28 protein-coding genes and 1 pseudogene are annotated in these 25,673 nt (G+C 53.7%); 13 read left to right on the plus strand and 16 right to left on the minus strand.

The window, feature by feature from the left end; all coding sequences use genetic code 11:
- Positions 1-31 precede the first annotated feature (31 nt).
- The gene (punC, locus tag OGV82_RS19405; RefSeq protein WP_024130373.1) at positions 32-1,237 is read right to left on the minus strand and encodes a purine nucleoside transporter PunC; all 1,206 of its coding nucleotides are present in this window, start codon (positions 1,235-1,237) and stop codon (positions 32-34) included.
- Positions 1,238-1,349: 112 nt separating this feature from the next.
- Between punC and punR the strand changes: the two genes are divergently transcribed.
- Positions 1,350-2,282 carry a DNA-binding transcriptional activator PunR gene (gene punR, locus OGV82_RS19410; RefSeq protein WP_012132545.1) on the plus strand — a complete coding sequence of 311 codons (933 nt, stop codon included), beginning with the start codon at positions 1,350-1,352 and terminating at the stop codon, positions 2,280-2,282.
- Here the strand turns inward: punR and purR are convergent.
- Complete coding sequence (purR, locus tag OGV82_RS19415) at positions 2,279-3,304, minus strand: HTH-type transcriptional repressor PurR (RefSeq protein ID WP_047457279.1); 1,026 nt, start codon at positions 3,302-3,304, stop codon at positions 2,279-2,281. The genes punR and purR overlap by 4 nt on opposite strands.
- 297 nt (positions 3,305-3,601) lie before the next feature.
- On the opposite strand from purR, the gene cydH reads away from it, so the two are divergent.
- On the plus strand, positions 3,602-3,691 hold the full coding sequence (gene cydH, locus OGV82_RS19420; protein ID WP_096753851.1) for a cytochrome bd-I accessory subunit CydH: 90 nt from the start codon (positions 3,602-3,604) through the stop codon (positions 3,689-3,691).
- A gap of 174 nt (positions 3,692-3,865) precedes the next feature.
- Positions 3,866-5,032 carry an MFS transporter gene (locus tag OGV82_RS19425; RefSeq protein ID WP_101744287.1) on the plus strand — a complete coding sequence of 389 codons (1,167 nt, stop codon included), beginning with the start codon at positions 3,866-3,868 and terminating at the stop codon, positions 5,030-5,032.
- Between the two features lie 46 nt (positions 5,033-5,078).
- Here OGV82_RS19425 and sodB read toward each other — a convergent pair whose 3' ends face one another.
- Together sodB and OGV82_RS19435 are read right to left on the minus strand one after the other, a co-directional pair.
- Entirely contained in the window at positions 5,079-5,660 is a 582-nt protein-coding gene (sodB, locus tag OGV82_RS19430) for a superoxide dismutase [Fe] (protein WP_047457276.1), read from the minus strand.
- Positions 5,661-5,785: 125 nt separating this feature from the next.
- Positions 5,786-6,607: a C40 family peptidase gene (locus OGV82_RS19435; protein ID WP_047457273.1), complete on the minus strand. Its 822-nt coding sequence runs from the start codon at positions 6,605-6,607 to the stop codon at positions 5,786-5,788.
- Between the two features lie 337 nt (positions 6,608-6,944).
- Here OGV82_RS19435 and grxD point away from each other — a divergent pair, with 337 nt between their 5' ends.
- Complete coding sequence (gene grxD, locus OGV82_RS19440; protein ID WP_003832760.1) at positions 6,945-7,292, plus strand: monothiol glutaredoxin 4; 348 nt, start codon at positions 6,945-6,947, stop codon at positions 7,290-7,292.
- 111 nt (positions 7,293-7,403) lie between these two features.
- Here grxD and rnt read toward each other — a convergent pair whose 3' ends face one another.
- From rnt to OGV82_RS19460, 4 genes are all read right to left on the minus strand, one after another.
- On the minus strand, positions 7,404-8,051 hold the full coding sequence (rnt, locus tag OGV82_RS19445) for a ribonuclease T (RefSeq protein ID WP_047457270.1): 648 nt from the start codon (positions 8,049-8,051) through the stop codon (positions 7,404-7,406).
- A gap of 102 nt (positions 8,052-8,153) precedes the next feature.
- Positions 8,154-8,561, minus strand: coding sequence for a lactoylglutathione lyase (gloA, locus tag OGV82_RS19450; protein WP_024130371.1), 408 nt, complete (start codon positions 8,559-8,561; stop codon positions 8,154-8,156).
- Between the two features lie 88 nt (positions 8,562-8,649).
- Positions 8,650-9,747, minus strand: coding sequence for an alkene reductase (locus OGV82_RS19455; protein ID WP_047457267.1), 1,098 nt, complete (start codon positions 9,745-9,747; stop codon positions 8,650-8,652).
- Positions 9,748-9,805: 58 nt separating this feature from the next.
- On the minus strand, positions 9,806-10,405 hold the full coding sequence (locus OGV82_RS19460; RefSeq protein WP_047457263.1) for a TetR/AcrR family transcriptional regulator: 600 nt from the start codon (positions 10,403-10,405) through the stop codon (positions 9,806-9,808).
- A 101-nt stretch (positions 10,406-10,506) separates the two neighbouring features.
- On the opposite strand from OGV82_RS19460, the gene OGV82_RS19465 reads away from it, so the two are divergent.
- From OGV82_RS19465 to sodC, 3 genes are all read left to right on the plus strand, one after another.
- The gene (locus tag OGV82_RS19465; protein WP_047457260.1) at positions 10,507-10,746 is read left to right on the plus strand and encodes a DUF1289 domain-containing protein; all 240 of its coding nucleotides are present in this window, start codon (positions 10,507-10,509) and stop codon (positions 10,744-10,746) included.
- A 49-nt stretch (positions 10,747-10,795) separates the two neighbouring features.
- On the plus strand, positions 10,796-11,692 hold the full coding sequence (locus OGV82_RS19470; RefSeq protein ID WP_012132531.1) for an aldo/keto reductase: 897 nt from the start codon (positions 10,796-10,798) through the stop codon (positions 11,690-11,692).
- Positions 11,693-11,771: 79 nt separating this feature from the next.
- Positions 11,772-12,293 carry a superoxide dismutase [Cu-Zn] SodC gene (gene sodC, locus OGV82_RS19475; protein WP_012132530.1) on the plus strand — a complete coding sequence of 174 codons (522 nt, stop codon included), beginning with the start codon at positions 11,772-11,774 and terminating at the stop codon, positions 12,291-12,293.
- Here the strand turns inward: sodC and OGV82_RS19480 are convergent.
- From OGV82_RS19480 to OGV82_RS19490, 3 genes and pseudogenes are all read right to left on the minus strand, one after another.
- Positions 12,269-14,309: pseudogene (locus OGV82_RS19480) on the minus strand (FUSC family protein). The gene sodC and the pseudogene OGV82_RS19480 overlap by 25 nt on opposite strands.
- The gene (locus OGV82_RS19485) at positions 14,309-15,169 is read right to left on the minus strand and encodes an efflux RND transporter periplasmic adaptor subunit (protein ID WP_047457254.1); all 861 of its coding nucleotides are present in this window, start codon (positions 15,167-15,169) and stop codon (positions 14,309-14,311) included. The pseudogene OGV82_RS19480 and the gene OGV82_RS19485 overlap by 1 nt, the downstream one beginning before the upstream one ends.
- Before the next feature lie 2 nt (positions 15,170-15,171).
- The gene (locus OGV82_RS19490) at positions 15,172-15,408 is read right to left on the minus strand and encodes a DUF1656 domain-containing protein (RefSeq protein WP_012132527.1); all 237 of its coding nucleotides are present in this window, start codon (positions 15,406-15,408) and stop codon (positions 15,172-15,174) included.
- A gap of 194 nt (positions 15,409-15,602) precedes the next feature.
- Here OGV82_RS19490 and slyA point away from each other — a divergent pair, with 194 nt between their 5' ends.
- Positions 15,603-16,043 carry a transcriptional regulator SlyA gene (gene slyA, locus OGV82_RS19495; protein ID WP_012132526.1) on the plus strand — a complete coding sequence of 147 codons (441 nt, stop codon included), beginning with the start codon at positions 15,603-15,605 and terminating at the stop codon, positions 16,041-16,043.
- Positions 16,044-16,091: 48 nt separating this feature from the next.
- Here slyA and slyB read toward each other — a convergent pair whose 3' ends face one another.
- Positions 16,092-16,559 carry an outer membrane lipoprotein SlyB gene (gene slyB / locus OGV82_RS19500; RefSeq protein WP_012132525.1) on the minus strand — a complete coding sequence of 156 codons (468 nt, stop codon included), beginning with the start codon at positions 16,557-16,559 and terminating at the stop codon, positions 16,092-16,094.
- Between the two features lie 283 nt (positions 16,560-16,842).
- Here slyB and anmK point away from each other — a divergent pair, with 283 nt between their 5' ends.
- The 5 genes from anmK (at position 16,843) to pdxY (ending at position 21,419) form a co-directional block, all read left to right on the plus strand.
- Positions 16,843-17,964: an anhydro-N-acetylmuramic acid kinase gene (gene anmK / locus OGV82_RS19505; RefSeq protein ID WP_024130367.1), complete on the plus strand. Its 1,122-nt coding sequence runs from the start codon at positions 16,843-16,845 to the stop codon at positions 17,962-17,964.
- Positions 17,965-18,050: 86 nt separating this feature from the next.
- Complete coding sequence (gene mliC / locus OGV82_RS19510) at positions 18,051-18,380, plus strand: C-type lysozyme inhibitor (RefSeq protein ID WP_012132523.1); 330 nt, start codon at positions 18,051-18,053, stop codon at positions 18,378-18,380.
- 58 nt (positions 18,381-18,438) lie between these two features.
- Positions 18,439-19,095 (plus strand): pyridoxamine 5'-phosphate oxidase, encoded by a 657-nt coding sequence (gene pdxH / locus OGV82_RS19515; RefSeq protein ID WP_012132522.1) that lies wholly within the window; start codon positions 18,439-18,441, stop codon positions 19,093-19,095.
- Positions 19,096-19,221: 126 nt separating this feature from the next.
- Positions 19,222-20,496: a tyrosine--tRNA ligase gene (gene tyrS, locus OGV82_RS19520; protein WP_047457251.1), complete on the plus strand. Its 1,275-nt coding sequence runs from the start codon at positions 19,222-19,224 to the stop codon at positions 20,494-20,496.
- A gap of 62 nt (positions 20,497-20,558) precedes the next feature.
- Positions 20,559-21,419 (plus strand): pyridoxal kinase PdxY, encoded by an 861-nt coding sequence (pdxY, locus tag OGV82_RS19525; protein ID WP_047463693.1) that lies wholly within the window; start codon positions 20,559-20,561, stop codon positions 21,417-21,419.
- Between the two features lie 96 nt (positions 21,420-21,515).
- On the opposite strand, the gene gstA is transcribed toward pdxY, so the two are convergent.
- From gstA to OGV82_RS19545, 4 genes are all read right to left on the minus strand, one after another.
- Positions 21,516-22,121, minus strand: a complete 606-nt coding sequence (gene gstA / locus OGV82_RS19530) for a glutathione transferase GstA (protein ID WP_047457248.1) — start codon at positions 22,119-22,121, stop codon at positions 21,516-21,518.
- 104 nt (positions 22,122-22,225) lie between these two features.
- Positions 22,226-23,731 (minus strand): dipeptide/tripeptide permease DtpA, encoded by a 1,506-nt coding sequence (dtpA, locus tag OGV82_RS19535; protein ID WP_047457245.1) that lies wholly within the window; start codon positions 23,729-23,731, stop codon positions 22,226-22,228.
- A gap of 611 nt (positions 23,732-24,342) precedes the next feature.
- Positions 24,343-24,978: an endonuclease III gene (gene nth / locus OGV82_RS19540; RefSeq protein ID WP_012132517.1), complete on the minus strand. Its 636-nt coding sequence runs from the start codon at positions 24,976-24,978 to the stop codon at positions 24,343-24,345.
- Positions 24,978-25,670 carry an electron transport complex subunit E gene (locus OGV82_RS19545; protein WP_012132516.1) on the minus strand — a complete coding sequence of 231 codons (693 nt, stop codon included), beginning with the start codon at positions 25,668-25,670 and terminating at the stop codon, positions 24,978-24,980. Before OGV82_RS19545 ends, nth begins: the two co-directional genes overlap by 1 nt.
- Between the last annotated feature and the right edge of the window lie 3 nt (positions 25,671-25,673).

Raw genomic sequence — 25,673 nt, forward strand, 5'->3', positions numbered from 1 at the left:
TAGCGAGCTAATTACCTGTTGTTGAACATTTTTAGTGAGATTCGCTGTGCGCAACTTCGGTGTTTGCTGCGCGCGCGGCCGGTTCCTGCGCCTGAAGTTGCAGCCAGTATCCCAGCGCCGCCAGAGCCACCGTCGACAGCATTACGCTGGTGGTGGTAAGCAGCGGCGTACTGATCAGCCACGAAACGACCAGGCTTGCCAGGAAACACAGACCCAGTTGCAGCGTGTTCTGTAAGGCTGCTGCGCGTCCGGTCGCTTGTGGGAAGGGGCGCAGCGCCTGGGCGACCACGATAGGGTAGATCGCACCGTTCGCGATAGCCATCACACAGAATGGAATCAGGATCTCCGTCAGCGAAACATGGCTGATGAAGCTGGCGCCCCAGGTGGCGACCACGCTCAGCGCATAGAGAACCAGTAACCAGGGCAACAGCTGTTGACCCTGCCATTTTTGCAGCGCCGCGCGGCAACCGTAACCGCCCACCAGGAACGCGATGGTCTGCGGTACATAGCTCAGGCCAATCACCGCCGGGCTATAGCCCATTTCGCTGAGGATAAACGGGGAACCCGTCAGCCAGGCAAAAAAGCTGGCGGAGCAGGCGGCGTAAATCAGGACGTTGCCGCGATAAGTTTGTGAACGCAGCAGGCTGGCGAAGGTCAGTTTTTCCTGGCTGTGGTCATGTGCTTTTGTTGTTGGCTTTAAGCGTAAGGCGGGCAGCATCAATATCAGCGTAATGATGAACAGCGTGGCAAAAATGGCCTGCCAGGAAAAATGCGTCAGGATCCAACTGCCGAGTAAAGGCGCAAGGGCGGGCGATAAACCGACCAGCGGCATAATGGTGGCGAAGATGCGATTAATTTTTTGCGTTGGATAATAATCCGTCACCAGCGCCTGCCAGATCACCGTAGCGGCACAAACTCCCACCGCCTGAATAAAACGCAGTACCAGCAGCCCGGTAGCGCTTTCGACCCACATCATCCCCAGACTGCCCAGCGCAAAGATGGAGAGACCCAGCAGCAAAATGGGTTTACGCCCGTAACGGTCTGACAGCGGCCCCCACAGCAGTTGCGCGACGGCGAAACCGGCCAGGAACAGACTGAGGCTGGCGCTGACAGCCGCCGCCGGTGTTTGCAGGTCGGCCTGAATTGCCGCGAACGCAGGCAGATACATATCTGTTGCCAGAAAGCCCAGCACGCTGAGACCCGCCAGCCAGACTAAAAAACCTTTTCCGGGTTGCATAATTGTTTCTCTTTTCCAGAAGTAAGACATTGCCGCTGAGTGTAGGGAGTGAAATTCTGCTTGTGAAACGCTAATATTTGGCTACTGGATTCAAAATTTTTGCAGGCAGAATATGTGGTCAGAATATTCACTCGAAGTGGTTGATGCCGTTGCCCGTAATGGCAGTTTTAGTTCTGCGGCGCAGGAGTTGCACCGCGTGCCTTCTGCGGTGAGCTACACCGTCCGTCAACTGGAGGAGTGGCTGGCGGTGCCGCTTTTCGAACGACGCCATCGGGACGTTGAACTGACCCCCGCCGGGGCATGGTTTTTAAAGGAAGGGCGCTCTGTTATCAAAAAAATGCAGATCACCCGGCAGCAGTGCCAGCAGATAGCCAACGGCTGGCGGGGGCAACTGGCGATTGCGGTCGACAATATTGTTAAGCCGGAGCGCACCCGGCAGATGATTGTTGATTTTTATCGTCATTTTGATGATGTGGAATTGCTGGTCTTTCAGGAGGTATTTAACGGCGTCTGGGATGCGCTGTCGGACGGGCGCGTGGAGCTGGCTATCGGCGCGACGCAGGCCATTCCGGTTGGGGGACGCTACACCTTTCGCGATATGGGGATGCTGAGCTGGAGCTGCGTGGTCGCCCGCCATCATCCGCTGGCGTCAATGGCTGGCCCGCTCAGTGACGACACGTTGCGCAACTGGCCGTCGCTGGTCCGGGAGGATACCTCGCGTACGCTTCCGAAGCGCATCACCTGGCTGCTGGATAACCAAAAACGCGTGGTGGTGCCGGACTGGGAATCTTCAGCGACCTGCCTTTCCGCGGGACTGTGTGTGGGAATGGTGCCGACCCACTTTGCTAAGCCGTGGATCGACAGCGGGAAATGGGTGGCGCTACAGCTTGAGAATCCGTTTCCTGATGCGGCGTGCTGTCTGACGTGGCAGCAGAACGACACGTCGCCCGCGCTGGCCTGGTTACTGGACTATCTGGGCGACAGCGAAACACTGAATAAAGAGTGGTTACGGGAGCCGGAAGAGGCTCCCGCAGAAGGGGATTAACGGCGATAGTCGCGGAACGGGCCATCGGTGACAGAGCGACGCTCAATCAGACGCGGATGCACCTCAATGGACTGCGATTCTTCGCGTTTGTTGACGATACGGTCAAGCAGCATATTGAAGGCCGTTTCACCCAGAGAATCTTTCGGCTGGTGAATCGTCGTCAGCGCAGGCGTAAAGTAACGCGCGTTGCGCACGTTGTCGTAGCCGATGACCGAGATATCCTGCGGTACGCGCAGCCCCATCTCGTCAGCGGCGCACAACGCGCCCATCGCCATAATGTCGCCACCGCAGAATACGGCCGTCGGGCGGTGAGACTGGGAGATCATTTGCTGCATCGCGCGGTAGCCTGATTCCGGCTCGAAATCACCCTGAACGATCCAGTTTTCTGGTACGTTTATCAGCGCTTCTTCCATCGCTTTCATAAAGCCAGCCAGACGACCTGCGCCGGTGTTGCGTTCCATTGGGCCGGGGATCACGCCAATTTCACGGTGGCCGCGTTCAACCAGATAACGACCGGCCATATAGCCACCTGCAAAGGCGTTATCAATGACCGTATCGGTAAAGTCCGCTTTGGCTTCGCCCCAGTCCATCACCACCATCGGGATATGGCGATACTCTTCAAGCATAGAGAGCAGGGACTCAGGGTATTCGGAACACATGACCAGCAGGCCATCCACGCGTTTTTGCGCCATCATGGAGAGGTACGCGCGCTGCTTTTCCAGGTTGTTCCAGGCGTTGCCCAGAATCAGCGTATATCCTTTCTGGAAACAGTTCTTTTCAACGGCTTCGATAATTTCAGCAAAATAGGCGGCTTCGCTGCTGGTCGCCAGCAAACCAATCGATTTGGTGTGGTTAACCTTCAGGCTGCGGGCAACCGCGCTGGGAGAGTAGTGCAGTTCTTTAATGGCTGCCCATACCGCGTTGCGCGTCTCTTCCGCAACGAAGCGCGTTTTGTTAATTACGTGTGATACGGTTGTAGTGGAAACGTTTGCTCGCTTCGCCACATCTTTAATTGTTGCCATTACATCTCACTCCAGACCATATCCTGAACTCCTGAAAATACTGTAAGTAAACGTTTGCCTTTACACACCTTGATCGCAACGTCAGGGTTGCGGCACGCCGGGAAAACGACACGGAACATCAGGAAGGGGGCAATGGCCGGTACGCTAATCAAGTAAGCGTGGAATTTTGTCTGATCTTGACGAAAAGGGGAAGAGTTAAAAGCGCTTATCAATATAAATCATGGGAGATTTTTGCATTCAAGTGTGTAAAAATGCGCAATATCACTTTTTGTGTGGGAATAAAAAGGAGAAAACTTGATGAGCACCGATCTGAAATTTTCGTTAGTGACCACCATTATTGTGCTGGGCCTGATTGTCGCGGGCGGTCTGACTGCCGCACTGAACTGATTTACCTCTGAGGGAGAGCATTCTCCCTCTGTCTTTCCTCTCTCTTCTTCCTCATTTTTAACCAAATCGTAAAAGTCTTTTGCTATTTTGCTTACTTTATTAGTTTTGTGATTGATGTCATGCTTTTGACTCTTTTGCGTGCCCCGTGACGGCACGAAGCTGCGGAGTCGATGTATGAAAATAAATTATCCCTTACTGGCGCTGGCAATTGGCGCATTTGGTATTGGAACCACCGAGTTCTCTCCTATGGGCTTGTTGCCCGTTATCGCTCGCGGCGTGGATGTCTCGATTCCTGCGGCCGGAATGCTAATCAGCGCGTATGCCGTTGGTGTGATGGTCGGCGCGCCGTTGATGACGCTGCTGCTTTCCCATCGCGCACGTCGTAATGCGCTTATTTTTTTGATGGCGATTTTTACCCTCGGAAATGTGCTGTCGGCCATCTCGCCGGATTACACTACGTTGATGTTGTCGCGGATTCTGACCAGCCTGAATCACGGCGCTTTCTTCGGTCTGGGGTCGGTGGTGGCGGCCAGCGTCGTGCCCAAACATAAACAGGCCAGCGCGGTCGCCACCATGTTTATGGGGCTGACGATCGCCAATATTGGCGGTGTTCCTGCGGCGACCTGGCTGGGGGAAACCATTGGCTGGCGTATGTCCTTCATGGCGACGGCGGGGCTGGGCGTAATTTCAATGATTAGCCTCTTTTTCTCGTTGCCGAAAGGCGGTGCGGGAGAGCGCCCTGAGGTACGCAAAGAGCTGGCGGTGCTGTTGCGACCACAGGTGTTATCGGCATTACTGACCACCGTTCTGGGCGCAGGCGCGATGTTTACGCTCTATACCTATATCGCCCCGGTGCTGCACAGCATTATGCATGCAACGCCTGCTTTCGTTACCGGTATGCTGGTACTGATTGGCGTTGGCTTTTCTATCGGCAACTACCTGGGGGGAAAACTGGCGGATCGTTCGGTTAACGGCACCCTGAAAGGATTTTTGCTGCTGCTGATGGTGATTATGCTGGCGATCCCGTTCCTGGCGCGCAATGAAGTGGGCGCCGCTATCAGCATGGTGGTATGGGGGGCGGCGACGTTCGCGGTGGTTCCGCCTTTACAAATGCGCGTCATGCGGGTTGCCAGCGAAGCGCCAGGCCTCTCTTCATCGGTCAATATCGGTGCCTTTAATCTCGGTAATGCGCTTGGCGCAGCGGCGGGGGGCGCAGTGATTTCCGGTGGTTTGGGCTACAGCTTCGTACCGGTGATGGGGGCGATTGTGGCAGGGCTTGCGCTGTTGCTGGTCTTTGTCTCTGCGCGCAGACAGCCTGAAGACGTTTGCGTGGCGAGCTGAGCGCAGCATTAAAACGCAGAAGGGACTCCCTTCTGCGTTATTCTCTTTATGCCGCGAAGTTTTTCGCCACAAACTCCCAGTTTACCAGCGCCCAGAAGTGCTCCAGGTAGCCAGGACGGGCATTGCGGTAGTCGATATAGTAGGCATGTTCCCACACATCAACGGTCATCAATGGCGTGGCGTCGGTGGTCAGCGGCGTACCGGCATTCGACGTAGAGACGATAGCCAGTTTCCCATCCGTCCCTTTCACCAGCCAGGTCCAGCCGGAACCGAAGTTCTTAATTGCGGCGTCGGTGAACTGCGCTTTGAAATCGGCAACGCTGCCGAAGGACGCGACAATGGCGTCAGCCAGTTTACCCGTTGGTTCGCCGCCAGCATCAGGCGCCAGGCAGTTCCAGTAGAAGGTGTGGTTCCAGACCTGGGCCGCGTTATTGAAGACACCGCCTTCAGCGCTGCGAACGATCTCTTCCAGTGATTTCCCCTCAAACGGCGTGCCTTTGATCAGGTTGTTAAGGTTGGTCACATAGGTCTGATGATGTTTGCCATAATGATATTCCAGCGTCTCAGCAGAAATGTGCGGTGCAAGAGCATCTTTGGCATACGGTAATGCAGGTAATTCAAACGACATTGCTTCTCTCCTTATATTTATATTAGGTGCGCACAATAACCTTATTGTACGTAAGGATAGGGTAGCAAATTGAAAGGTGATACAAAAGAAGAACTTACCCTGTAGCCATACTACAGGGTAACGTTTTATCGAATGGTTTTCGGCGTCATGACCCGGCGTGCGCCCACGTAATGGCGCTGCCAGTAATCTTCGCTAAGAGAGGTAATCTGTATTTCCTGACCGCTGCGCGGAGACTGAATAAATTTGCCGTTGCCAACGTAAACGCCAACGTGATCGGCAGTACCGCGACCCTGAGTACGGAAGAACACGAGATCGCCATTTTTCAGTTCGCCACGTTCAATCGGCGCGGCATCACGCAAATGATACATTTCATTTGCAGTACGCGGGATGCGGAATTTCACCAGATCCTTATACGCGTAATAAACCAGACCGCTGCAATCAAAACCGGTTCGTGGAGACGTTCCGCCCCAACGATACGGTTTGCCAATCTGATTCATTAATTTATTCATCGCCGTGTTGGTGGCTTTCTGCATTTTCGCTTTATGCGCATCGGCAATGGCAAGCGGGGCGCCTTTTACTTTGACACAATGCGGCTTACGACCCTTGCGCGGCGTACATTTTTCCGTCCAGGTTACGGCGGCGGTTTGTGTGGTGGCGGGTTTGCTACGACGGCTTGCGGTTTTGCTGGTTTTGGTGGTTTTCGCAGGGGAGGCAATACGTTTTTTCGAAGTGGAGGCCGTTTTACTTTGGGTTTTACTCACGGCTTTTTTTGCAGTCTTCGTTTTTTTCTTGCTGGTCGCGGTGTTCTTCTGCTTATCTGCCGTTTTCGTGACATGCGCGGCAGGCGTCGCCCTGGCTTGCCGGGAAGCATGCGCCATTGACGTAAAAGGGAGCGTGGTAAAAAGCAAAGCACAGAGCGTGATCGAGATCCGGTTTATCCGCGCCACTGAGCAATCCTCTGGTTAAGGGCAGGTCGAATTCATGCCTGCGTATGATTTACAAAACGCATCGATTCTAATCTATAAAATCCCCGGAAGTTAATAGCTTTTGTCATCTAAAATCGCGTTTCGTTATTGAGTGCAAAAAAAAGCAGCAACAAAAGCGGAAACGGGTCAACAGATAAACAATTCCATACTGTTTAAGTGGATAAGAGATATTTAGAATGCAACTTAAGGCTTCAGAAGATAAAATAGTAAAGCGTGATGAAAATGTTATTTTCCGTTGCCAGCCTGACCCGCTACAATGTCAGACTACTGCCGTAAAGAAGTTTAAGGAAGCAAGACAATGAGCACCACTATCGAAAAAATCCAGCGCCAGATCGCTGAAAACCCGATTCTCCTGTACATGAAAGGCTCTCCAAAACTGCCAAGCTGTGGTTTTTCCGCGCAGGCTGTTCAGGCGCTTTCTGCCTGTGGTGAACGTTTTGCCTATGTCGATATTCTGCAAAACCCGGACATCCGCGCCGAGCTGCCGAAATATGCTAACTGGCCGACCTTCCCGCAACTGTGGGTGGACGGTGAGCTGGTTGGCGGCTGCGATATCTTAATTGAAATGTACCAGCGCGGTGAGTTGCAGCAGTTGATCAAAGAGACTGCGGCAAAATACAAAACCGAAGAGCCTGACGCTGAGTAATTCAGCCGAAATAAAAAAGCGACCATCTGGTCGCTTTTTTTTTTGCTGAAAACGTGCTTGCCTGATGGCGCGTCGCTTATCTGGATGCGCGGGCACCGCCACCCGACACGATTATGCCTCTTCTGGTACTGGCAACGGCCAGCCGCCAAGACGCTTCCAGCGGTTAACGATTTCGCAAAACAGAACGGCCGTTCGTTCGGTGTCGTATAGCGCAGAGTGCGCCTGCGTTCCATCAAACGCCATTCCCGCCGCCAGACACGCTTTTGACAGCACGGTCTGTCCCAGCGCCAGGCCGCTCAGGGCCGCAGTGTCAAAGGTCACGAAGGGGTGGAAGGGGTTACGTTTCAGCGAAGCGCGCTCAGCGGCGGCCATCATAAAACTGTGATCGAACGTGGCGTTATGGGCGACCATGATCGCACGATTGCAACCGCTGTCTTTAATTCCCTTGCGCACCATTTTGAAAATAGCATGCAGCGCATCGTACTCGCTGACCGCGCCACGCAGCGGGTTAGAAGGATCGATTCCGTTAAAGGCAAGCGCTTCGGGCTGTAAGTTTGCGCCTTCGAACGGCTCAACATGGAAATGCAGCGTCGTGTCCGGCATCAGCCAGCCTTGTTCATCCATTTTCAGCGTGATGGCGGCAACCTCAAGCAGCGCATCGGTTTTGGCATTGAATCCCGCCGTTTCGACATCAATGACGACAGGATAAAAACCACGAAAACGGTCGCACAGACCGGAAAGTTGAGCGTTATCGGACATCTGGATCTCTTAATACGGAAAAATTGCAGCGCGCATTATGGCAAATTTTACGCTGAGATGCAGTAAAACAACGGGCACAGAGAGTCTGTGCCCGGCGGGAGATTAGTTGCCCAGACCGCGACCAGCGTCTTTGGCTTCAATCAGCTCAATTTTGTAGCCATCAGGATCTTCAACAAACGCGATGACGGTGGAGCCGCCTTTTACCGGACCCGCTTCACGCGTGACGTTACCGCCGTTCTGGCGAATGCGCTCGCAGGCTTCGGCAGCATTGTCGACGCTCAGGGCGATATGGCCATAGGCCGTGCCCAGCTCGTACTTATCAACGCCCCAGTTGTAAGTTAACTCGATCACCGCTTCTTCGCTTTCCGGGCCGTAACCCACGAATGCCAGTGAGTATTTGTATTCCGGGTTTTCGCTGGTGCGCAGCAGCTTCATGCCCAGTACGTTGGTGTAGAATTCGATGGAACGCTGCAAGTCGCCAACACGCAGCATGGTATGAAGTAAACGCATCTTTTTCCCCTCAAAAGTGCTGAATGGTCAATACATTCAAAATGTTGTTCTAGTATAGCGGCGTTTTTACGCCGCTACCAACGCAGGATTACAGGGTAGGATAGTCCGTGTAACCTTCCGCGCCGCCGCCGTAGAAGCTTTCTGCGCGTTGTGGGTTCAGTTCTGCTTTGCGTTGCAGACGAGCCACCAGGTCCGGGTTAGCAATATATGCCCGGCCAAACGCGACGGCGTCGATCAGGCCCTTATTGAGCAGGTCTTCCGCTTTTTCCGGCGTATAGGCGCCTGCGCCAATGATTGGGCCGTGGAAGCGGGCGCGAACTTTCTCACGGAAGGCGTCAGTATACGGTTCGCCGCCAGCCCAGTCAGGTTCGGACATGTGCAGATAGGCAATGCCGCGTTTACCCAGTTCCTCAATCAGATAGAGCGCATCGGCTTCTTCATTCGGGCCATTATCGACATTCTGGAATGTGCCGATAGGGGAAACACGGATACCAATTCGATCTGCCCCCCATTCCTGAATACCGGCATCGACGACTTCCAGCACCAGACGCGCGCGGTTCTCAACGCTGCCGCCGTACTGGTCAGTACGATGGTTTGACGTCGGGGAAAGGAACTGGTGCAGCAGATATCCGTGGGCGGAATGCAGTTCTACCAGGTCGAAACCGGCTTCACGCGCATTGGCGATAGCCTGACGGAAATCGTTGACGATGACTGGGATCTCGTCGGTTTCCAGCGCGCGCGGCATTGAGGTGTCGACACGAATGGCCTGACCGTTTTCATCGCGCAGCGAGGTACGGGTGCCAGCGCCGATCGCAGACGCGGAGACAGGGGGCTGGCCGCCGGGTTGCAGGCTGGAATGAGAAATTCGACCGGTATGCCAGAGTTGAACAGCAATGTGCCCCTGTTCGGCATGAACGCCAGCGGTAATTTTTTTCCATGCCTCGATCTGTTCCGCGCTGTGCAGACCCGGCGCGCCCGCATAGCCTTTCGCCTGTGCGGAGATCTGCGTCGCTTCGCTGATGATTAGCCCGGCGCTGGCACGTTGACGATAATACTCGGCCATTAACGGGGTGGGAATGTCGCCCGGTTCAATGCTGCGCAAACGCGTCAGAGGGGCCATGAACACACGGTTTGCTGCCGTAATTGCGCCCACTTTCAGCGGGGTAAACAGTTTCTCAGATGACATAATGGCTCCTGGTATAAGTAGACCGGTCGTCTAGTGATAAGGAAAATAAAAACGCCCGTTAAGCCGCAGGCGTTGCGATAATCGTTTTTACATGTGCCAGCGCGCTTTCAAGCGGGGCGGCACTGCGAGAAATTTTGGCGTGCAGATTCGCGCCTAACCACAGCGCATACAGGATCTGCGCCTGTTGCAGCGGCTCGCCAGCAAAAGAGAGACAGCGGGCTTCGCGTCCTTTTTCCAGCGCTTGCGCTAACAGCGTAATAATATGCCGCGCGCCTTTGTCCATCGCAGTGCGCATATCTTCTGAGAGATCGCACACTTCGGCGGACAGCTTTACGGTCAAACAGCCGCTGATAGTGCCTTGCTGGCAAAACTGATTCAGGGTTTCCTGATAGTAAGCCAGAATGCGGTCACGGTAGTTGCCCGCACCGGCGTCAAAATGCGTTGCCAGCCGCTGATGATATCCGGCGTAATGCCGTTCCAGCATGGCGACGCCAAACGCTTCTTTGGAACGAAAATAGTGATAAAACGACCCCTTCGGCACTTCGGCGGTTTTGAGCAGCTCGCTCAATCCCATTCCGGTGAAGCCACGCTGCATACAAAGCTGCTCGCCGGTAGCCAGAAGATGTTCGCGGGTATCATGTTCAGTCTGTTTGTTCATGCCGCTGAGTGTAATAGACCAATCGGTCTAATGCAAGTCAGGTTGCCAGAAAGCCAGTTAGCGTCTTCAATAAGCATAAGTGCTTTCGTTGAGGAGAGAGTGTGGCCGAGCAGTTAGAGTTTTTTCCCGTCCCAAGCCCGTGCCGGGGGATCTGTCAGTCGGATGAGCGCGGATTTTGTCGCGGCTGTCTGCGCAGTCGGGATGAGCGTTTCAACTGGCAAAAAATGAGCGACGCCGAGAAGCAGAACGTGTTGCGGCTTTGTCGCCAGCGTCTTATGCGCAAATTACGCGCAAACAAACCGAACCCGCAGGAAGAACCTCAACAACCCTCACTCTTTTGAAACCGTAATTGCGTATACTCGCTAAACATCTATATATGAGGAAGCGGTTATGGTTCAGCGTATCACTATTGCCCCGCAAGGCCCGGAATTTTCGCGCTTCGTGATGGGTTACTGGCGTCTGATGGACTGGAATATGTCTGCGCGTCAGCTGGTCAGCTTTATTGAAGAGCATCTTGATCTGGGCGTCACGACCGTTGACCATGCGGATATCTACGGCGGTTATCAATGTGAGGCCGCGTTTGGCGAAGCGTTGAAACTGGCGCCGCACCTGCGTGAGCGGATGCAGATCGTAACGAAGTGTGGTATCGCCACGACCGCCCGGGCTGAAAATGTACTCGGCCATTACATCACTGACCGCGACCACATTGTTGCCAGCGCTGAACAGTCCCTGAAAAATCTGGCGACCGACCGTCTTGATCTGCTGCTCATCCATCGTCCCGACCCGCTAATGGATGCGGACGACGTCGCGGAAGCATTCCAGCATCTCCACCAGAGCGGAAAAGTGCGCCACTTTGGCGTCTCTAACTTTACCCCGGCCCAGTTTACGCTGCTGCAATCGCGTCTGCCGTTTACCCTTGCCACGAACCAGGTTGAGATTTCACCGGTTCATCAGCCGCTGCTACTGGACGGCACGCTGGATCAGCTACAGCAACTGCGTATTCGACCGATGGCGTGGTCCTGTCTTGGCGGCGGTCGTCTGTTTAATGATGATGAATTCGCGCCGCTGCGCAACGAACTTGCCGCGATCGCGGAAGAGCTGAACGCGACCACGATAGAGCAGGTGGTATATGCGTGGATTTTACGTCTGCCGTCTCAGCCGTTGCCGATTATCGGCTCCGGTAAAATTGAGCGCGTACGCGCAGCGATTGAGGCGGAGTCTCTGACGATGTCGCGTCAGCAATGGTTCCGTATCCGCAAAGCGGCGTTAGGTTACGACGTACCATAATGCTGCATTTTCGGCTTTCCGTTCAAAATTGTGTCACTGGTTTACACTTAACCGGGTAAACACATTTGACGGAGGTCTTATGAAGCGTTTGAGTCTGGCAATGTTAACCCTGCTGGCCTGTGCGGGCGCACAGGCCGCCAGTGAAGAAGTGACGATGAATCTGGTGACTTCGCAAGGCGTCGGGCAGTCGATTGGCAGCGTAACCATTGCCGAAACGGATAAAGGGCTGGAGTTTACTCCCGACCTGAAAGCGCTGCCGCCGGGTGAACATGGTTTTCATATCCATGCTAACGGCAGTTGCCAGCCTGCGATTAAAGAGGGTAAAGCCTCGGCGGCAGAGGCGGCGGGCGGGCATTTCGACCCGCACAATACCGGGAAGCACGAGGGGCCGGAAGGCGCCGGGCATATGGGCGATCTTCCCGTGCTGGTGGTCAATAATGACGGGATAGCCACCACGCCTGTTACTGCGCCGCGCCTGAAATCTCTTGATGAAATCAAAGATAAAGCGCTGATGATCCACGTCGGCGGCGATAACATGTCCGATCAGCCGAAACCGCTTGGCGGTGGTGGCGAGCGTTACGCCTGCGGCGTCATCAAATAGTCAGGACGTCAGTGAACCCTGCGGCGGCGCTTGCTCAAGCTGTGACAGCGAGCAGTGTAATCGCCAGATGAGCGCCGCCAGTTCCTGAGCCGCAGGTTGATGATGATGCGACAGCGTGTTGCAAATACGCTGTAGCTCCTGGAGCGTGGCCGCCAGCGGTCGTTGCTGTACGCCGCGCTCGCTCATCACGTCGCGCAACAAGGCAATACAGATATCCCGGACGCGCGAAAGCGGGTCGGAGCGGGTTTCCCAGGCACGCAGTTGCCACACCACATGTGAACAATTCAGCAGTACCACTCCCCAGCGTAACAGCCAGCGTCGCGCCAGTGCATCCTGGCTATTGCTGAGTTGACTGACGTGATGATAGGTCAGCGATTCAAACTCATTCTCGCTGTGCGATGGATGACGACTGAGCTGATCGACAAAATCTCTGCGCAATGCGCGGATATGGCGACGGCTTTTGCGGGCATCCGAACCCGGACGCAGGATCGCAAAGGCCAGCCACGACAGCGCGACCCCGGCAATCTTAGCCGTATTGTCATTAAGAAAATCAGCAAAGTTATACACGGGGGGATTGGTGACGGCGATAAACGATCCCATAAAAACGATCAACTGCCCCCAAAGTCCGGCGAGTTTCGGCATTTGCAGCTTCAGCAGTTGCATCGTGGCCAGCAAAGGAAATAGAAACAGCAAAAACTGCCAGAGATCGGTTATCTGCACCATCAAACCGAATTTGACGACGAAGCTGAACAACGAGAGCAGAATCAGCGTGCGCATCAATAAAGAGAGTGATTTAAACGGCGTGGCGACGGCGGAATAGAGCACGCAACTGATGGCCGCCAGCGTTAATGCCCCTGAACCGGATTCCCATTGTGAACCGATACTCCACGCGCCAATCACCATGAGGGTGGTAAATGTGCGCAATCCGCTCCATATCGCTTCGGCGTTGTCCGTATGGCGGGCCAGACCGGGGCTGCGCGTTACTTTGATCTCATCGACTGCGGCGCCGTTTTCCAGCAACCGTAGCTGATGGCTGTTGTGTAAGTAGAGCTGGCAGAAATAGCGCAATCGCTGCCAGAAGGCGACGTGGCGGTAATCCTGTCGGTTTTTCGGATGTAGCGGGGCAATAATGCGCGCGACGGTATAACTGTCGGTATGCGGATTAGCCAGCGCGGCCAGCAGTTGTTCAATCACATCGCGGGTCTGCTCCGGCGGGTTGGGCCAGTTCAACAACATCCTGCGGAGGCTGGAAATGACGCTGGTCAGGCGAAGCTGCTGATGTAGCAGAGCGTTAAGCAGCGCGTTCTGGCGACGAAAACGGTAGTGACTCCAGAATGCCTGAATGCGCAGCAGGTTCATCGTCAAAATTTGGCCGATAACCCCTTCATGGGCGGAACGTATTGCATCGGTGGTTTCCGGCTGCCAGAGCAGGCTGGCGTGCTCCAGCAGCCGTGCGTGCATATTTTTCAGCGCGGTCAACAGCGCCGTGCCGTCAGAGGTGCTGGGCAGGATCATCATCATCATGCCGCCGCAAAGAATACCGACGATCACCTCGCAGACCCTGGCCTGGGCGATATCCCACAACTGTGTGACCTCGATGATGTTGACCATGGGAAAGGCGATGATGGCGGCCGTGTAACCCGCCAGCTGGAAGGCGTAGGCGACGTTATTGGTGAAATGGGCGCAGGCCCAGGTGCAAAAGCCAATCCAGGCCGCCATGCTTAATAAAAAGAGCCAGGGTTCGTTTAGCGTGTGACCTGCGATGATGAGCGCGGCGGTGGCGCCAAGTAAACTCCCGGCAATACGCCCCAGACTTTTACTGATCACGCCGCCTACCGTCGGAAAACTTACCACGGCGGCAGAGGTCATCGCCCAGTATGGCTCATCCAGGTTGATGTAGTAGGCGAACGTCAGCGCCAGGCACATGGCGAGGGTATTGCGCAATGCATAGCGCCATTGCCCAGAGGTTGCTTTGAACCAGGGCGTATCGCGCCAGGTCAGGTGAGGGAGCTTCATTAGCGCTGACCGATAGCCACGCTGCATGTTGTGCCCGAAACCAGCGTGACATCATGGGGTAACGCATCAAATTCGATACGCACCGGTACGCGCTGCGCCAGACGAACCCAGGGAACGTTAGGTTTAATGTCAGGGACCAGGCCGGAATCGCTCTCCACGCTTTGATCATAAATCGCCCGGCCAATACTGGCGACGTGACCCTGTAACTTTACGTTGCCGCTGTAGAGGGTGATCTGCGCCGGAGCGCCTTCGCGAATATGGCGCAGTTTCGTCTCTTCGAAATATCCCATGACGTAGAACGAGTGGCTGTCGACCAGCGCAAACAGCGGTTGGCCGGTGGAGGCGTAATCCCCCGTGCGCGTTGAGAGGTTTGTCACCCAGCCCGCGACCGGCGCGCGAACGTCGGTCTGGGCTAATTGCCATTGCGCCTGTTTTAATGACGCTTCCGCCGCTTCGACGCTGGCCTGCATCGCTTTAACGTTCAGGTTTGCGGTGTCCATATCTTCGGCAGAGATGTAATTTTGTGATAAATGGCGACGCCGGTTGGCTTCATTATTGGCTTTCGCTAAATCGGAGCGGGCTTTAGCCAGTTCTGCCTGCGCATTAAGCTCAGCGATGTGAAAAGGGGTCTTATCAATAGAAAAGAGCAGATCGCCTGCATTCACGAACTGGTTATCTTTTATATTGAGTTTGGTGATGCTGCCGGAGACCTGAGGCGTAATGCTCACCTGTTCCGCCCGTACTTTACCGTCGCGCGTCCACGGAGACTGCATGTAGTAATTCCATAGCCACCAACCGGCCAGAACCGCGATGGCCGCAACCACAATCGTTGAAAAGTATTTCATTGTTTTAAGCGACATAATCACCACGCAATCAGCAAAATAAGGCTCAGGCACACGCAAAGTGCAAATATCGACAGATCCATCAGCAGGGGATGCCAGATTTCACCCGAGTAAATCCAGTCGCGTAGCAGGCGATGCGCCAGCAGCCAGATAACAAATCCAAGCGCGAATGCTTTGAAAAGCGGAGGGAAATAGACAGATGCGCCGATCACCAGATCTTGTAGGGGCAATCCTGTTGCAGTGGGTATAAACGTCACAAGCAAGAATCCTTTGCGTTAAACAGCGTTGCTATAGGTTTAGTAAAAACCGAGGTACAGCACGTCTTTTCCGCATAATGTCTGAAAAAATGTCTACCTGTAAGCAAATTTAGCAATACATTTGTTTTGAGCATATAAATGCTGCACACTATTCTAAAATCAGTATAATATCTTAGCAAGCTAATTATAAGGAGATGAAATTGGAATCGCCACTAGGTTCTGATCTGGCACGGTTGGTGCGCATTTGGCGTGCTCTGATTGACCATCGCCTGAAACCTCTGGAGTTGACGCAGACACACTGGGTAACGCTGCATAATATTCACCAACTTCCGCCAGATCAGTCGCAAATACAGTTAGCCAAAGCGATTGGCATTGAACAACCGTCTCTGGTGCGTACGCTGGATCAGCTTGAAGACAAAGGGCTTATCTCACGACAAACCTGCGCCAGCGATCGTCGCGCCAAGCGAATTAAGCTGACGGAGAAGGCGGAACCGCTCATCACAGAGATGGAAGCCGTGATCAATAAAACGCGTGGAGAGATTCTGGAAGGGATTTCGCCGCAGGAACTTGAGCTGTTAATTAAGCTGATTGCGAAACTTGAGCACAATATTATTGAGTTGCAGTCTCAGAACTAAGAGCAGAAGAAAGGCGTGTGGCCAGAGGCTGACCACACGTCTGTTGGATTAGCGCGGAGAAACAGTAACCTGGCTGCCGTTGCTGGCCAGAACAACACGCTGACCTGCGGAGAAACGGGTATCGCCCTGTTTCTGTACCACCATGATGGTGTTGCCGTCATCCTTACGGATTTCCAGTTCCACACCCTGAGTTTTGTTCATCGCGCCCTGGACGCCTTGTCCCGCTACGCCGCCAGCGACTGCGCCAGCGGCCGTCGCCAGTGAACGACCCGTCCCGCCACCGATGGTATTACCGAGGAAACCACCGAGCACTGCACCACCGATAGCGCCGATCACGTTGGAATCATCACCGCCCTGGATTTGCACCGGACGGACGTTAACGACAGTGCCGTATGTGACATTCTGCACTTGTTTCGCCTCGGACGCGGTATAGACATCACCGGACAGGCTATCGTTATTCACACAACCCGCTAAAGATAAGCCCATCAGTGAAACGATCAGCACACGTTTAATCATCTATAAATCTCCTGTTCACCATGAAACGCCACAAAGCATCCCTCATGGTTAAATTATATGGCATATACGACCGTAAAGGCACATGTTCTGCTGGAACAATGTGAAAATCATAATCAGATTTGGGTTAACCAAGTATAAACGAATCATCCATGAGATTTATCAGAACAGAGTGTCAGCGTCTGCATCGAAGGGTAAAAATGCTTAATGAAGCATGGTATTAGCGGAAACTTTGTGGTTGAGTGGTAGCGCTAAAATCATGCTTAACACGCTAAAAGGAAGATGTATGAAATCGGGCCGTTTTATCGGCGTTATGTCTGGAACCAGCCTTGATGGCGTCGATGTTGTGCTGGCGGCAATTGATGAAACGATGGTCGCACAGCAGGCGAGCCTGACCTGGCCCATCCCCGTTCATCTTAAACAAGCCATTCTGGATATTTGCCAGGGGCAACAACTCACGCTTTCCCAGTTTGGCCAGTTGGATACGCAACTCGGGCAGCTTTTTGCCGACGCGGTGAACGCGCTGCTGGCGCAGGAAAAACTGCGGCCGCGGGATATTGTCGCCATCGGCTGTCATGGTCAGACGGTCTGGCATGAACCTACCGGCGCCGCGCCGCATACCTTACAAATCGGTGATAACAACCAAATTGTCGCGCGAACCGGGATAACGGTTGTCGGTGATTTTCGTCGTCGCGATATTGCGTTGGGCGGGCAAGGCGCGCCGCTGGTTCCCGCGTTCCACCAGGCGTTGCTGGCGCACCCGACAGAGCGTCGAATGGTGCTGAACATTGGCGGTATCGCCAACCTGTCTTTGCTCATACCGGGTCAACCGGTAAGAGGGTACGATACCGGGCCAGGCAATATGCTCATGGATGCCTGGATCTGGCGGCAGTGCGGTAAACCTTATGATAAAGACGCGCAATGGGCCAGTGAAGGGAAAGTGATAATTCCGCTGCTGCAAAATATGTTGAGCGATCCCTATTTTTCAGCGCCCGCGCCGAAAAGCACCGGGCGTGAGTATTTCAACTATGGCTGGATAGAACGCCACCTTTCGGCCTTTCCTGGCCTCGCTCCCCGCGATATTCAGGCAACGCTGGCTGAGCTGACCGCAGTGACAATTTCTGAACAGGTTCTGTTAAGCGGCGGCTGCGAGCGGCTGATGGTGTGCGGCGGCGGGAGTCGTAACCCTTTGCTGATGGCGCGTCTGGCCGGGTTGCTGCCGGGTACGGAAGTTACCAGCACGGATGAAGCCGGGATCAGTGGCGATGATATGGAAGCGCTGGCGTTTGCCTGGCTGGCGTGGCGCACGCTCGCCGGGTTGCCGGGGAACCTCCCTTCGGTGACGGGGGCCACAGAATCCAGCATTCTGGGGGCCATTTTCCCGGCGAACCCACGAACTCAGAGTTAACTGAATTTTTCCGGGCCTGTCTGCCGTTAAACTGAAAGGGTTAGGAAGGGCGTATTTGCCCTTCGGACCAGGAAAGTCTTCGGGATATGTCTATGAAAAAACTGCTCATTGTATGTCTGCCTGTGCTCCTGAGCGGTTGTAGCGTCTACAACCAATTGCTTGAGCGTATGCAAACGGACACGCTGGAATATCAGTGTGATGAAAAACCGCTTACCGTAAAAATGAACAATACCCGGCAAGAGGTGAATTTTGTTTACGACAATAAACTGCTGAACCTCAAACAGGGCATGTCTGCGTCGGGAGCACGTTACACGGACGGCATCTACGTCTTTTGGTCAAAAGGCGATGGCGCAACGGTCTATAAACGCGACAGAATTGTGCTGAATAACTGCCAGTTACAAAACCCGAAGCGTTGAGATTTTCACCTGGGCGGCGCACAATAGCGCCACCCACTGACAATCCGTAGCGAACACCATGTCTGATAACGACGAATTGCAGCAAATCGCGCATCTGCGCCGTGAATACACCAGAGGCGGCCTGCGTCGCAACGATCTTCCCGCTGAACCGTTAACCCTTTTCGAACGCTGGCTGGGTCAGGCATGTGATGCCAGACTGGCGGACCCGACCGCGATGGTGGTCGCCACCGTCGATGAAAACGGCCAGCCTTATCAACGCATTGTGCTGCTTAAACATTACGATGAAAAAGGGATGGTGTTTTACACCAACCTGGGCAGCCGTAAGGCGCATCACCTCGAAAATAATCCGCGCATCAGTCTGTTGTTCCCGTGGCATATGCTGGAACGGCAGGTGATGGTGACTGGCAAAGCGGAACGCCTTTCCACGCTTGAAGTGGTGAAATACTTCCACAGCCGCCCGCGCGACAGCCAGATTGGCGCCTGGGTGTCTAAACAATCCAGCCGAATCTCTGCGCGCGGCATTCTGGAAAGCAAGTTCCTTGAGCTGAAGCAGAAGTTCCAGCAAGGGGAAGTCCCGTTGCCCAGCTTCTGGGGCGGATTCCGCGTCAATATTGAACAGATGGAGTTCTGGCAGGGCGGCGAGCACCGTTTACACGACCGCTTTTTATACCAGCGCGAAAACAACGCGTGGAAAATTGACCGGCTTGCTCCTTAAACCCCGAAATTTGTTGTGTTAAGCGCTAGCGCTGCGTGCGCCAGCGCTTTATTCTATATACCTTTCGCGTCTGGCGAAAAGTCGTGTACCGGCAAAGGTGCAGTCGTTTTATACATGGAGATTTTGATGGCAAGCAGTAACTTGATTAAACAATTGCAAGAGCGGGGGCTGGTGGCCCAGGTAACGGACGAGGAAGCGTTAGCAGAGCGACTGGCGCAAGGCCCGATCGCGCTCTATTGCGGCTTCGACCCTACCGCTGACAGCTTGCATTTGGGGCATCTTGTTCCATTGTTATGCCTGAAACGCTTCCAGCAGGCAGGTCACAAGCCTGTTGCGCTGGTAGGCGGCGCGACCGGTCTGATTGGCGACCCGAGCTTTAAAGCCGCTGAGCGTAAACTGAACACCGAAGATACTGTGCAGGAGTGGGTGGATAAAATCCGCAAGCAGGTTGCACCGTTCCTCGATTTTGACTGTGGTGACAATTCCGCCATTGCCGCGAATAACTACGACTGGTTTGGCGGCATGAATGTGCTGACCTTCCTGCGCGACATCGGCAAGCACTTCTCCGTCAATCAGATGATCAACAAAGAAGCGGTGAAGCAACGTCTGAACCGTGACGATCAGGGCATCTCCTTTACCGAGTTCTCCTATAACCTGTTGCAGGGTTATGACTTTGCCTGCCTGAATAAATTGCACGGCGTTACGCTGCAAATCGGCGGCTCTGACCAGTGGGGCAACATCACCTCCGGTATCGATCTGACCCGTCGTCTGCATCAGAACCAGGTGTTCGGCCTGACCGTACCGCTGATCACCAAAGCAGATGGCACCAAGTTTGGTAAAACCGAAGGCGGCGCGGTATGGCTGGACCCGAAAAAGACCAGTCCGTACAAGTTCTACCAGTTCTGGATCAACACCGCAGATGCTGACGTGTACCGCTTCCTGAAATTCTTCACCTTCATGGACATTGCCGAGATCAATGCGCTGGAAGAAGAAGATAAGCACAGCGGTAAAGCGCCGCGTGCCCAGTATGTGCTGGCAGAGCAGGTCACGCGCCTGGTGCATGGCGAAGAAGGTCTGGTTGCGGCGAAACGTATCACTGAAAGCCTGTTCAACGGTAATCTGAGCGATCTCAGCGAAGCCGATTTCGAACAACTGGCTCAGGATGGCGTGCCGATGATCGAGATGGAAAAAGGCGCCGATCTGATGCAGGCGCTGGTGGATTCCGAACTGCAACCGTCTCGTGGTCAGGCACGTAAAACCATCGCCTCTAATGCGGTGACCATCAACGGTGAAAAACAGTCAGACCCGGAATATTTCTTCCAGGACAGCGACATTTTATTCGGGCGCTACACGCTGTTGCGCCGCGGTAAAAAGAATTACTGTCTGATTTGCTGGAAATAATAAAAAAGTCAGCAGGGGCGTGGGAAACCACGCCCCTTTATTATTTTAGGGTTATGGTAAACATGAAGAATATCCTCGCCATCCAGTCGCATGTTGTGTTCGGCCATGCGGGCAACAGTGCTGCTGAATTTCCGATGCGCCGTCTTGGCGCGAATGTCTGGCCGCTGAATACCGTTCAGTTTTCTAACCACACGCAGTATGGCAAATGGACAGGATGTGTTATGCCGCCCGAACATTTGACTGAAATTGTTCAGGGTATTGCGGATATCGATAAACTTCAGACGTGCGATGCGGTTCTTAGCGGCTATCTGGGTTCCGCAGAGCAGGGTGAGCATATTCTGGGGATTGTCCGTAAAGTAAAAGCGGCGAATCCACAGGCGAAATATTTCTGCGATCCGGTCATGGGGCATCCTGAAAAAGGGTGCATCGTGGCGCCTGGCGTCGCTGAGTTCCACGTTCGCCATGCGCTCCCGGCCAGCGACATTATCGCGCCCAATCTGGTGGAGCTGGAAATTCTCTGTGAACATGCGGTCAATAATGTTAATGAAGCTGTACTGGCTGCCAGGGAGCTGATTGTGGAAGGGCCGCAAGTCGTGCTGGTTAAACATCTCGCCCGGGCAGGATACAGCCCCGACCGCTTTGAGATGTTGCTGGTGACGGCGGATGAAGCCTGGCATATTAGCCGTCCGCTTGTTGATTTCGGGATGCGTCAGCCAGTGGGTGTCGGGGATGTGACCAGCGGTTTGTTGCTGGTAAAACTGTTGCAGGGCGCAACGTTGCAGCAAGCGCTTGAACACGTTACTGCGGCGGTATATGAAATTATGATCGCCACGAAAAATATGCAGGAATACGAGTTGCAGGTGGTGGCCGCGCAGAATCGCATTGCTAAACCTGAACACTATTTCAGCGCGACGCAGCTGTGAGTTTTACCGAAGCGCCCGGAGGCGCTAACGCTTACCGGGCCTACGGGTTGTTCTGTAGGCCGGATAAGGCGCAGCCGCCATCCGGCGCAACAACCATTAGTTCAAACCTTCCGCCTTCAGCGCTGCCGCCACGCAGGGGCGTTCAGCGACCCGCGCCATATAAACGTCGATATGGCTTAATCCTTCCATATTCAGCTTCACCGCTTTCGCCCAGCGCAACACGGTAAAAAGGTAGGCATCTGCGATCGTGAAACGCTGGCCGCAAAGACACAGGCCTTCCTGGAGCGCATCATTCACGTAGCGCAATTTTTTCTCCAGCTGCGCACGGACAATCGGTTTATATTCCTCTGGCGTATCCGGGCGGAAGAGTGGCGTAAAACCTTTGTGCAGCTCCGTGGCAATATAGTTGAGCCATTCCAGCGTTTTGTAGCGGGAGATGGTGCCTGTCGGTGCCAACAGCTGACGATCGGGCACGCTATCTGCCAGATATTGCATAATCGCAACGCCTTCGGTCAGTAAGGTGCCATCGTCCAGCAGCAGAGCCGGAACCTGTCCTTTTGGGTTTACCGCGAAATAATCATCGCCGTTTTCCAGACGCTTTTTCGCCAGATCAACGCCATCCAGCGTGAAATCAATACCGCTTTCCCGCAGGGTGATGTGAGAAGCAAGAGAACAGGCGCCCGGTTTGTAGAACAGTTTCATCGGTAACTCCTTTTTGCTGAGGTTTAACGTATGGTAGTGCGGCATCAGGCAAAAAAAAAGCCGCTAACGCACGTTAGCGGCCTGAATATCAGTTTCCCTGAAAATTACGCGGTAGCGGTTTTGGCGGCCTTCGCGTTTTCTTCATCATCCTGAGTCATACGATTCAGTTTCGGCGCGGTGATAAGCATCAGCGCGGCGATAACCGCAGTGGCGACACCGATTTGCAGGAATACGCGACCGTAAACTTCCAGAGACATCAGCGGGTCAGTAACGTTTTCCGGCACCGCCATCATGCCAGCCACGTAGCCACCAATCAGGTTGGCGCCCGCCGTAGTCAGGAACCAGCTACCCATGATGAAGCCCATCAGACGCTGTGGAACCAGTTGGGCAACCATTGCCAGACCCAGGCCGGAGATCATCAGTTCACCGATACTTTGCAGACCGTAGCTGAGGATGAGCCAGTTAACAGACACAATGCCTGCATCTGTAGCGAATTTCGCGCCCAGCGGCAGAACGAGGAACGCGCCAGAGCACAGAACCATACCGATAGCGAATTTGGTCGGCATCGGCAGCGTATCACCCATCTTGTTATAGATGGCCGCCAGAATCGGGCTACCAATGATGATCCAGAACGGGTTCAGCGCCTGATACTGCTCCGGTTCAACCGCGATACCGAGGATAGTGTGTTCAACGTTACGGATTGCGAAGAAGTTCAGTGACGTCGGCATCTGGCTGTACAGCACAAAGAAGATAATCGCTTCCAGCATCAGGATGAATGCGACGATCATTTTACGACGTGCCGCGCCCTGCATCGCGAACGCTTCTTTACCAAAGATAATCACGATACCCAGAGCGATCACGCCCAGAACCATACGTGCAATGCCCTGGTTGTGCAGCAGCCAGGTCGCGATAGCGATCAGCACGATAACGCCTGCGATAGTCGCCAGCAATTTACCGAAATGTACCGCTTCGAAGTCTGGTTTTGAGCCGTAATCTTTAACCCAGCTGCGGCAGAACAGGAAGTTAACCACCGTGATGAGCATACCGACGAAGCTCAGGGCAAACGCCACGCTCCAGCCGAATTTTGCGGCAAGCCACGGCGTCGCCAGCATAGAGAAGAAGGAACCGATGTTGATGGACATGTAGTACATGGTGAATGCACCGTCCAGACGCGGGTCATCTTTGGCATAGCAGGTCGACAGCAGAGAAGACGGGTTCGCTTTGAACAGACCGTTACCTACGGCGATGGTCGCCATACCCATATAGACGATCGCAACATCATGACCGGACCAGGCGACCAGGCCATAACCAATCGCCAGTACGATAGCACCCAGCAGAATGACGCGTTTGGTGCCCAGAACTTTATCCCCTAACCAGCCGCCAATGGCGACCAGACCATACACCAGGGCGCTAAAGGAAGAGAAAAGGGTGATGGAATCCGCTTCTGACATACCCAGTTGTTTAACCAGGTAGACGGCCATAATTCCTTGCAGGCCGTAATAACCAAAACGCTCCCATAACTCAATAGAGAAAATGAGATAGAACGATTTCGGTTGTTTGAAAGCGTTCAAACTGACGCTTTCAGTTGGTTTATTGTTTGCAGTAGACACTTTTACCTCTTTTTTTACATCCCATATTAACGGGGGTGTTCTGGCGCGTGATGAGTCAAGTTCATCCGTCCGATTGTTATAGTGGGAGGGGAAACGGCAAGTAATGTTCACTATCTTTCCCTTCCATACAAGGGGTTTGTAATATTCTGTTACATATATCTTGCGTGGTGGAATCATCGGGACTGAGAAATGTTATGTAGCGTTAAATTTCTTCATTTGTAAAATGGCAGTTTTTTACACTACAGGGAGGGGCGAAAAAGCGGATGGTGGCGATATGTTCTGCTATTTGAGGTTTAAAGTAGTGATATAGGCCATTATCTGAAAAATAGCCAGTGTAATGTTTTGTATTGAAAAGGCATCATCAGGTCATCTGGTTGTAATTTTAACCGTATTTGATAAAAAATTTTACACGAAGTTATCAACGTGATCTGGATCACGTATAGATAGAAATTTCAGTTTCTAAAAAAACGATTAACCTGGTGAAGTGTTAAATCAAAAGAACATTGCATTAAGAAAGCGAAGCGGGCCGGTATCATAGTCGGGTAAACAGGTGAGCCGAAGTGGATAACAAATTGTTATGCGTCGGGGCGTACGGCGTCGCCCCTGGCGCATCAGATATCGACTTTCTCTTTGTATTCGCAAAGATCTTCAATAATGCAGGAGCCGCAGCGTGGTTTACGGGCAATGCAGGTGTAGCGGCCATGCAGAATTAACCAGTGGTGGCAATCGACTTTAAATTCCGCTGGAACGACCTTGAGCAGTTTTTCTTCCACCTGCTCGACGTTTTTACCGGGGGCGAACTGTGTCCGGTTACAGACGCGGAAAATATGCGTATCGACAGCGATAGTTGGCCAGCCAAATGCGGTATTGAGCACCACGTTGGCTGTTTTACGCCCGACGCCGGGCAGCGCTTCCAGAGCCGCCCGATCCTCTGGAACCTCGCCATTGTGCAGTTCAAGCAACATCCGGCAGGTCTTAATCACATTCTCCGCTTTGCTGTTGAACAGGCCGATAGTCTTGATATACGACTTTACGCCCTCGACGCCAAGCTCCAGCATGGCCGCCGGGGTATTGGCGATGGGATAAAGCTTTGCGGTTGCTTTATTCACGCTGACGTCCGTGGCCTGTGCTGACAGCAATACGGCGATGAGTAGCTCAAACGGCGAGGTGAAATTTAACTCCGTTGTGGGGTGCGGATTGTTGTCACGCAGGCGCGTTAATATTTCCAGTCGTTTTGTTTTGTTCATTACACATTCCCTGTTTCACCTGACGGAAGCTCAGCGGCAACGGCTTCGGCGCGGCGTTTTTTCATTTTCTCGTCAATAAGGTACTTCACGGCCAGCATCAGCCCCAGGCCAATAAAAGCGCCGGGCGGCAGCATCGCCAGCAGGAAAGGCGAGTCGGTATGAAAAATCTCCACGCGCAGCACTTTCGCCCAGTCGCCCAGCAGACCGTCAGCGCCATCAAACAACGTGCCATTGCCGATGATTTCACGCATGGAGCCGAGGACAAACATGGCGCCGGTCGCCCCCATGCCAATGGAAAAACCGTCCAGCGCGGACAGCGCCGGGCCTTTTTTCGCGGCAAAAGCCTCTGCGCGCCCCACAACGATGCAGTTGGTCACAATCAGCGGAATGAAGATCCCCAGCGACTGATACAAACCGAAGGCATAAGCGTTGATCAGCATCTGTACTGCACTGACCACGGACGCGATGATCATTACGTAGATTGGGATGCGGATTTCCGCTGGCGTCCAGCGGCGCAGGGCGGAAATTGTCAGGTTGGTCAGCGTCAACACCAGCGTGGTGGCGAGGCCGAGGCCTAATGCGTTCGTGGCGGTGGAGGTCACTGCCAGTAGCGGGCACATACCAAGCAGCTGTACAAGCGCTGAGTTGTTTTTCCACAAGCCCTGAACGATAACGTCTTTAATTTCGCTCATGGT

The sequence above is a fragment of the Citrobacter sp. CK191 genome (assembly GCF_030333435.1).
GTDB lineage: Bacteria > Pseudomonadota > Gammaproteobacteria > Enterobacterales > Enterobacteriaceae > Citrobacter_B > Citrobacter_B koseri.

What these genes read in the sequence shown, in the direction of transcription:
- punC (WP_024130373.1), bottom strand. Translation starts at nt 1,237, where the DNA reads ATGCAACCCGGAAAAGGTTTTTTAGTCTGGCTGGCGGGTCTCAGCGTG.
- punR (WP_012132545.1), top strand. Translation starts at nt 1,350, where the DNA reads ATGTGGTCAGAATATTCACTCGAAGTGGTTGATGCCGTTGCCCGTAAT.
- purR (WP_047457279.1), bottom strand. Translation starts at nt 3,304, where the DNA reads ATGGCAACAATTAAAGATGTGGCGAAGCGAGCAAACGTTTCCACTACA.
- cydH (WP_096753851.1), top strand. Translation starts at nt 3,602, where the DNA reads ATGAGCACCGATCTGAAATTTTCGTTAGTGACCACCATTATTGTGCTG.
- OGV82_RS19425 (WP_101744287.1), top strand. Translation starts at nt 3,866, where the DNA reads ATGAAAATAAATTATCCCTTACTGGCGCTGGCAATTGGCGCATTTGGT.
- sodB (WP_047457276.1), bottom strand. Translation starts at nt 5,660, where the DNA reads ATGTCGTTTGAATTACCTGCATTACCGTATGCCAAAGATGCTCTTGCA.
- grxD (WP_003832760.1), top strand. Translation starts at nt 6,945, where the DNA reads ATGAGCACCACTATCGAAAAAATCCAGCGCCAGATCGCTGAAAACCCG.
- rnt (WP_047457270.1), bottom strand. Translation starts at nt 8,051, where the DNA reads ATGTCCGATAACGCTCAACTTTCCGGTCTGTGCGACCGTTTTCGTGGT.
- gloA (WP_024130371.1), bottom strand. Translation starts at nt 8,561, where the DNA reads ATGCGTTTACTTCATACCATGCTGCGTGTTGGCGACTTGCAGCGTTCC.
- OGV82_RS19455 (WP_047457267.1), bottom strand. Translation starts at nt 9,747, where the DNA reads ATGTCATCTGAGAAACTGTTTACCCCGCTGAAAGTGGGCGCAATTACG.
- OGV82_RS19460 (WP_047457263.1), bottom strand. Translation starts at nt 10,405, where the DNA reads ATGAACAAACAGACTGAACATGATACCCGCGAACATCTTCTGGCTACC.
- OGV82_RS19470 (WP_012132531.1), top strand. Translation starts at nt 10,796, where the DNA reads ATGGTTCAGCGTATCACTATTGCCCCGCAAGGCCCGGAATTTTCGCGC.
- sodC (WP_012132530.1), top strand. Translation starts at nt 11,772, where the DNA reads ATGAAGCGTTTGAGTCTGGCAATGTTAACCCTGCTGGCCTGTGCGGGC.
- OGV82_RS19485 (WP_047457254.1), bottom strand. Translation starts at nt 15,169, where the DNA reads ATGTCGCTTAAAACAATGAAATACTTTTCAACGATTGTGGTTGCGGCC.
- slyA (WP_012132526.1), top strand. Translation starts at nt 15,603, where the DNA reads ATGAAATTGGAATCGCCACTAGGTTCTGATCTGGCACGGTTGGTGCGC.
- slyB (WP_012132525.1), bottom strand. Translation starts at nt 16,559, where the DNA reads ATGATTAAACGTGTGCTGATCGTTTCACTGATGGGCTTATCTTTAGCG.
- anmK (WP_024130367.1), top strand. Translation starts at nt 16,843, where the DNA reads ATGAAATCGGGCCGTTTTATCGGCGTTATGTCTGGAACCAGCCTTGAT.
- mliC (WP_012132523.1), top strand. Translation starts at nt 18,051, where the DNA reads ATGTCTATGAAAAAACTGCTCATTGTATGTCTGCCTGTGCTCCTGAGC.
- pdxH (WP_012132522.1), top strand. Translation starts at nt 18,439, where the DNA reads ATGTCTGATAACGACGAATTGCAGCAAATCGCGCATCTGCGCCGTGAA.
- tyrS (WP_047457251.1), top strand. Translation starts at nt 19,222, where the DNA reads ATGGCAAGCAGTAACTTGATTAAACAATTGCAAGAGCGGGGGCTGGTG.
- pdxY (WP_047463693.1), top strand. Translation starts at nt 20,559, where the DNA reads ATGAAGAATATCCTCGCCATCCAGTCGCATGTTGTGTTCGGCCATGCG.
- gstA (WP_047457248.1), bottom strand. Translation starts at nt 22,121, where the DNA reads ATGAAACTGTTCTACAAACCGGGCGCCTGTTCTCTTGCTTCTCACATC.
- nth (WP_012132517.1), bottom strand. Translation starts at nt 24,978, where the DNA reads ATGAACAAAACAAAACGACTGGAAATATTAACGCGCCTGCGTGACAAC.
- OGV82_RS19545 (WP_012132516.1), bottom strand. Translation starts at nt 25,670, where the DNA reads ATGAGCGAAATTAAAGACGTTATCGTTCAGGGCTTGTGGAAAAACAAC.